Consider the following 5,346-nt stretch of genomic DNA (forward strand, 5'->3'; position numbering starts at 1 on the left):
CCTTCCATATGCAGCAGCATGTGGCAGTGGAATGCCCAACGGCCCAGCGCATCGGCAGTCACACGAATGCTGCGTTTGCTGCCCGGCGGGATGCTCACCGTGTGTTTGCGCACCAGAAATTGCCCATGCGCATCTTCCAAATCGCTCCACAGACCATGCAGGTGGATCGGATGTTCCATCATGGTGTCGTTGATCAGTACAAGGCGCATGCGCTCGCCGTATTTGAGCCGGATGGGGGCGGCATCACCGAAGCGGATGCCATCAAACCCCCACGTGAAGCGTTCCATATTGCCGGTCAGATGCAGCTCGATTGTGCGAGACGGTTCGCGGCCATCGGCAGGCGCATGCAGGCTGCGTAGATCGGCATAGCGCAGCACGCTGCGGCCGTTGTTGCGCAGGCCAATGCCGGGGTCATCCAACTTCGGCACGGGTGCCATCGTTTGCATATCCACATCCGGGTTGCGGGTTTCGCTGGCCGGGTGGGTTTGCATTGCACTGCCATGTGTCATGCCCGCCATGCCTTCCATCGCGGGCATTCCCATTGCGGCGCCGCAGGTCATTTCGCCCGCCTTGTCCATCGCGTGCCCGTCGTGACCCATATCGTCCATCGTCAGCAACGGGCGTTTATCCGGCATCGGAATTGCCGCTTGCATCCCGATGTGCGGGGCCAAGGTGATGCGGGTATAGCCGCTGCGATCCATCGCTTGCGCGAACACGGTGTACGCCACGGCATCCATGGGCTGCACGATCACGTCATAGGTTTCCGCTGGCGCGATGCGAAATTCGTCGATTTCTACCGGCTGGATCGGCTGCCCATCGGCAGCCACCACGGTCAGCTTCAAACCGGGAATGCGGACATCAAAGAAGGTCATCGCCGCGCCGTTGATGAAGCGCAGGCGCACACGTTCACCGGGGGCAAATATTCCCGTCCAGTTCTGCGCGGCAGTGTGGCCATTGGCGAGGTAGGTGTAGGTATGGCCATTGACGTCGGCGAGGTCGCTGGGGCTCATCCGCATCGCGCCCCAGGCTTTGCGGTCGGCCAACGTGGCGCGTAGGCCTCGTGCGCGGGCATCACGCACAAAGTCGCCCAGTGTGCGCTTGTAGGTGTTGTCGTAGTCGCTGCGTTTTTTCATCCGCGCGAACAATCGTGCCGGGTCCAGATCGGTCCAATCCGAGAGCAGCACCACGTAATCATGAGCGCAGGCCCATGGATCCGGCGCAATCGGGTCGATGATGATGGGCCCCAGCAGCCCCGCTTGTTCTTGCAGGCTGGAATGGCTGTGGTACCAGTAGGTGCCGCTTTGCTTGAGCTTGAATTGATACAGATAATCGCCGCCGGGGGCGATACCGTCAAAACTCATGCCCGGCACGCCGTCCATATTGGCCGGTAGCAGCAGGCCGTGCCAATGGATCGAGCTGGTTTCCGCCAGTGCATTGCGCACGCGAATGCGCACGGTATCGCCTTCACGCCAACGCAGGATCGGGCCGGGCAGGCTGCCATTCACGGTGAACGCGTCGACCGTTTTGCCGGTGATGTTCACCGGCGTGCGCGCGATGCACAGGTCAACATCGGTGCCGGCCAGCACCGTCGGTTGGCCCGGTGATGCCAGCGCCCACAACGGTTGCAGCGCCACTGCCGCGCCACCCAGCGCCATGCCGTGCAGCAGGCGGCGGCGCGTGGGGTCATGCTGGGCGGGCATAGTCAGGCGGTGCCATCAATCAGGCTGGCGGGATAGTCCTCCGCGTTCAGTGCCGTGATGGCAGCTTCTGCGCTGAAATTCCCGCTGGCGAGGACATGCTGCTTCGCCAGATCCACGTGCACAACAGCTGCGGCATCCAGCGCCTGCAACGCACGGGTGACGGCAGCTACGCAATGCTGGCAACTCATGTTTTCAACGTGCAGCAACATGGCAAGACTCCTTGGAATGTGAAGATGGTGCGCAGTGTTCACCTTGCCATGCCGGGAAGGTCAAGCGTGGGATGATGGTTGACCTTCCCATCTTGGGAAGGATCAGAATGGCCCAGGAATTCAGTCTTGCCGGAGCCCCCGATGCCTGCCGAATCAGCCATCCATCTAAATATCAGTGGCATGACCTGCGCGTCGTGTGTGGGCCGGGTGGAAAAGGCGCTACGCAAGGTTGATGGCGTACAGGAAGCCACGGTGAATCTGGCCACGGAAACTGCCGCAGTGCAGGGTAGTGCAACCGTGCAGGCATTGATTGCCGCGGTGGAGCGCGCCGGCTACCACGCCAGCGAGGAAGACGCGACACCCGTCGCCGCGCCGCCGACAGGCATGCCCCGGGAAACCCGCCACCTGCTGCTGGCAGCACTGCTTTCGCTGCCGTTGCTTGCACCGATGCTCTTGATGCCCGTCGGCGTGCATTGGGCGCTTCCCGGTTGGGCGCAGTGGCTGCTGGCCACGCCCGTGCAGTTTTGGCTTGGCGCACGGTTTTATCGCGCCGGTGTTGCCGCATTGCGTGCACGCAGCGGCAATATGGACCAACTGGTGGCACTGGGCACCAGCGCCGCGTATGGCTTGAGCCTGTTCAACTGGCTGGCACCCAGCCAAGCGCAGCACGCTGCACCGCTGTATTTCGAATCTTCGTCGGTGGTCATCACCCTGATCTTGTTGGGCAAGTGGCTGGAAGCACGCGCCAAGCGACAAGCCACCGATGCCATTCGTGCCCTGCAAGCATTGCGCCCGCTGACCGCACGCGTCTTGCGCAGTGGTATTGAAACCAGCGTGCCGATCGCCGAGGTTAGCGTGGATGACGAAGTCATCGTGCTGCCCGGCGAACGTATTCCCGTGGATGGACAAATCCTGGACGGACGCAGCCACAGCGACGAATCGCTGCTCAGCGGCGAATCCCTGCCGGTACCCAAAGCCCCCGGTGATCGTGTGACGGGTGGCGCGGTGAACGGCGAAGGCCGCCTGCGCATCCGCACCGTTGCGATTGGTGCGGAATCCGCGCTGGCGCGCATCGTGCGCTTGGTGGAAGACGCGCAAGCCCAAAAAGCACCAATCCAGCGCATCGTGGACAAGGTCAGCGCGGTGTTTGTGCCAGTGGTGATCGCCATCGCCGGGGTGACGTTATTAGCGTGGGGGCTGGCTGCAGGGAACTGGCCGCAAGCACTGCTGAATGCCGTCGCCGTGCTGGTGATTGCTTGCCCGTGCGCACTCGGGCTGGCCACACCCGCTGCAGTGATGGCCGGTACCGGCGTGGCGGCGCGCGCCGGCATCCTGATCAAGGATGTGGAAGCGTTGGAAACCACCCGCCAGCTGCGCACCGTGGCGTTCGACAAGACCGGCACGCTGACCATCGGCAAACCCACGCTGGTGCGATTGCACGCACTGGATGGCGACGGTACAACACTGCTGGCGCTGGCTGCCGGATTGCAGCAGGGCAGCGAACATCCACTGGCAAAGGCGGTACTGGACGCAGCACACGAGCGCGGTATCGCCGCAGCCGACATCACCGCGATCACCGCGGTGGCCGGGCGCGGCGTGCAGGGCGGGCGGGGAGACGCGCGCTGGGTGCTAGGCCATGCGCGCTGGCTGGGGGAGCTGGGCGTTGACCTGACGTCCGCGCAAATACTGGCGAACGAGGCCTCGAATGCAGGCCAGACGCAGTCTTGGCTGGCGGGACACACCGAGCAGGGCTGGCACTTGCAGGGGCTGTTGGCATTTGGCGATACGCCACGTCCGCAATCCGCGCAAGCGGTGGCCACGTTGCGGGCGATGGGCATCCGCTCGCTGATGCTATCGGGTGACAACCGTGCCGCCGCTCGCGCCGTCGCCGCAGAAATCGGGCTTGCGCAAGACGACGTCCGCGCTGAACTGCTGCCGGACGACAAGCTGCGCGTGATCCGTGAACTGGCAGAGCAGGGCCCGGTGGGCATGGTCGGCGATGGCCTCAACGACGCGCCCGCGCTGGCCGCCGCCACCGTTGGCTTTGCGATGGGCAACGGCACCGACGTGGCGATGCACGCGGCTGGCATCACCCTGATGCGTCCCGACCCGCGGCTGGTCGCCGCTGCCATCGATATTTCACGGCGCACAGTGCGGAAAATCCACCAGAATCTATTTTGGGCCTCCATCTACAACCTCATCGGCATCCCATTGGCGGCACTGGGCATGCTCGACCCGATGCTGGCTGGCGCGGCGATGGCGTTATCCAGTGTCAGCGTCGTCAGCAACGCCTTGCTGCTGCGGCGCTGGGCACCGCAAGCGCAGGATTGATGTGCACCCGAAGGAGACGCACCGATGACCAGTAAACCCACCCGACCAGAGCTTGCCGATGCCTTGCAGCAGGGCTTGCACAATATTGGCCAAGCCGCAGCGTTGACCGGTGTGTCGGCCAAGATGATCCGCCATTATGAGAGCATCGGCCTGACCCGACCCAGCGGCCGCACCTTCGCCAACTATCGTCTTTACAACGATGCCGACGTGCACCGTCTGCGCTTCATCAAACGTGGCCGTTCACTGGGGTTTTCGATCAAGCAAATCGAAAGTCTGCTGGCACTGTGGGACAACCCGCAGCGCGCCAGTGCCGAAGTCAAACAACTGGCGCGCAGCCACGCTGCCGAATTGGCCGAAAAAATCCGCAAGCTGCAAGCCATGCAGCGCACCCTGGAGCGGTTGGCCAAACAGTGCCATGGCGACCATCGGCCCAGCTGCCCAATCCTCGATGATTTGGCGTCATCGCACTAAGCCCGTTGTTTTCCTACGTGAGCACAGGGCAAGCACCGACTGCCATGCTCGATCTGAAATCGCAGGCTGACAGGCAGTCCATTGGATGTGCCCGCCATGCCCAAGATGCCGCTGTGGTTGTTGCTGTTCCTGCTTTGCCTCGTACTTGCAAAACCCGCGGCAGCCAATGAGTTGTACCGATGCTTGGGTGCACACCGAGCGGTGAGCTACCAATCGCAAGCCTGCGCGACGGGGCAACGGTTGGACCGAGTGGTGGCGTATCAACGCGACGCTGCTTCAGCGCGTGCCCAGCGGCCACTTCTGACAACACGAACGCCTAGATACGTCGTACATAACCCGCGATATTTGGCCCCGCGCACCAATCGCCACACTACGGCCCGCAATCAATGCCATGCCAGCAAAGCCAAGCGTGAAGCCGCTCTGCAACGCCTCGGCATGTCCAGAACCTTTGCTCAGCTCAGCCAACTGGATGTACCTGTCCGAGCGGCCTGTCACGGGTTTTAGACGATTCCGGATGCACTAGCCATGTTCGGCCTTGTCCGCATTTGACATAATATGCATTATGCGAAGTTATTGGATGAAAAATTACTAGACTCACGTTCCGTGCATCCGCAGGCAGGTGGGCTTGTTGTTGG

4 protein-coding genes are annotated in these 5,346 nt (G+C 62.6%); 2 read left to right on the forward strand and 2 right to left on the reverse strand.

Annotated features, from left to right (window positions below; all coding sequences use genetic code 11):
- Together QWB57_RS10700 and QWB57_RS10705 are read right to left on the reverse strand one after the other, a co-directional pair.
- Positions 1-1,700, reverse strand: a 1,700-nt coding sequence (locus QWB57_RS10700) for a copper resistance system multicopper oxidase (protein ID WP_288969501.1), incomplete at its 3' end; no start/stop codon positions are given.
- Between the two features lie 2 nt (positions 1,701-1,702).
- Positions 1,703-1,909, reverse strand: a complete 207-nt coding sequence (locus QWB57_RS10705) for a heavy-metal-associated domain-containing protein (protein ID WP_223629467.1) — start codon at positions 1,907-1,909, stop codon at positions 1,703-1,705.
- Positions 1,910-2,050: 141 nt separating this feature from the next.
- Here QWB57_RS10705 and QWB57_RS10710 point away from each other — a divergent pair, with 141 nt between their 5' ends.
- Both QWB57_RS10710 and cueR read left to right on the forward strand, forming a co-directional pair.
- Positions 2,051-4,240 carry a heavy metal translocating P-type ATPase gene (locus tag QWB57_RS10710; RefSeq protein ID WP_288969504.1) on the forward strand — a complete coding sequence of 730 codons (2,190 nt, stop codon included), beginning with the start codon at positions 2,051-2,053 and terminating at the stop codon, positions 4,238-4,240.
- Positions 4,241-4,264: 24 nt separating this feature from the next.
- Positions 4,265-4,711 (forward strand): Cu(I)-responsive transcriptional regulator, encoded by a 447-nt coding sequence (cueR, locus tag QWB57_RS10715; protein WP_288969506.1) that lies wholly within the window; start codon positions 4,265-4,267, stop codon positions 4,709-4,711.
- The last annotated feature ends 635 nt before the right edge of the window (positions 4,712-5,346 follow it).

The sequence above is a fragment of the uncultured Thermomonas sp. genome, assembly GCF_937872235.1.
Taxonomy (GTDB): Bacteria; Pseudomonadota; Gammaproteobacteria; order Xanthomonadales; family Xanthomonadaceae; genus Thermomonas; species Thermomonas beijingensis.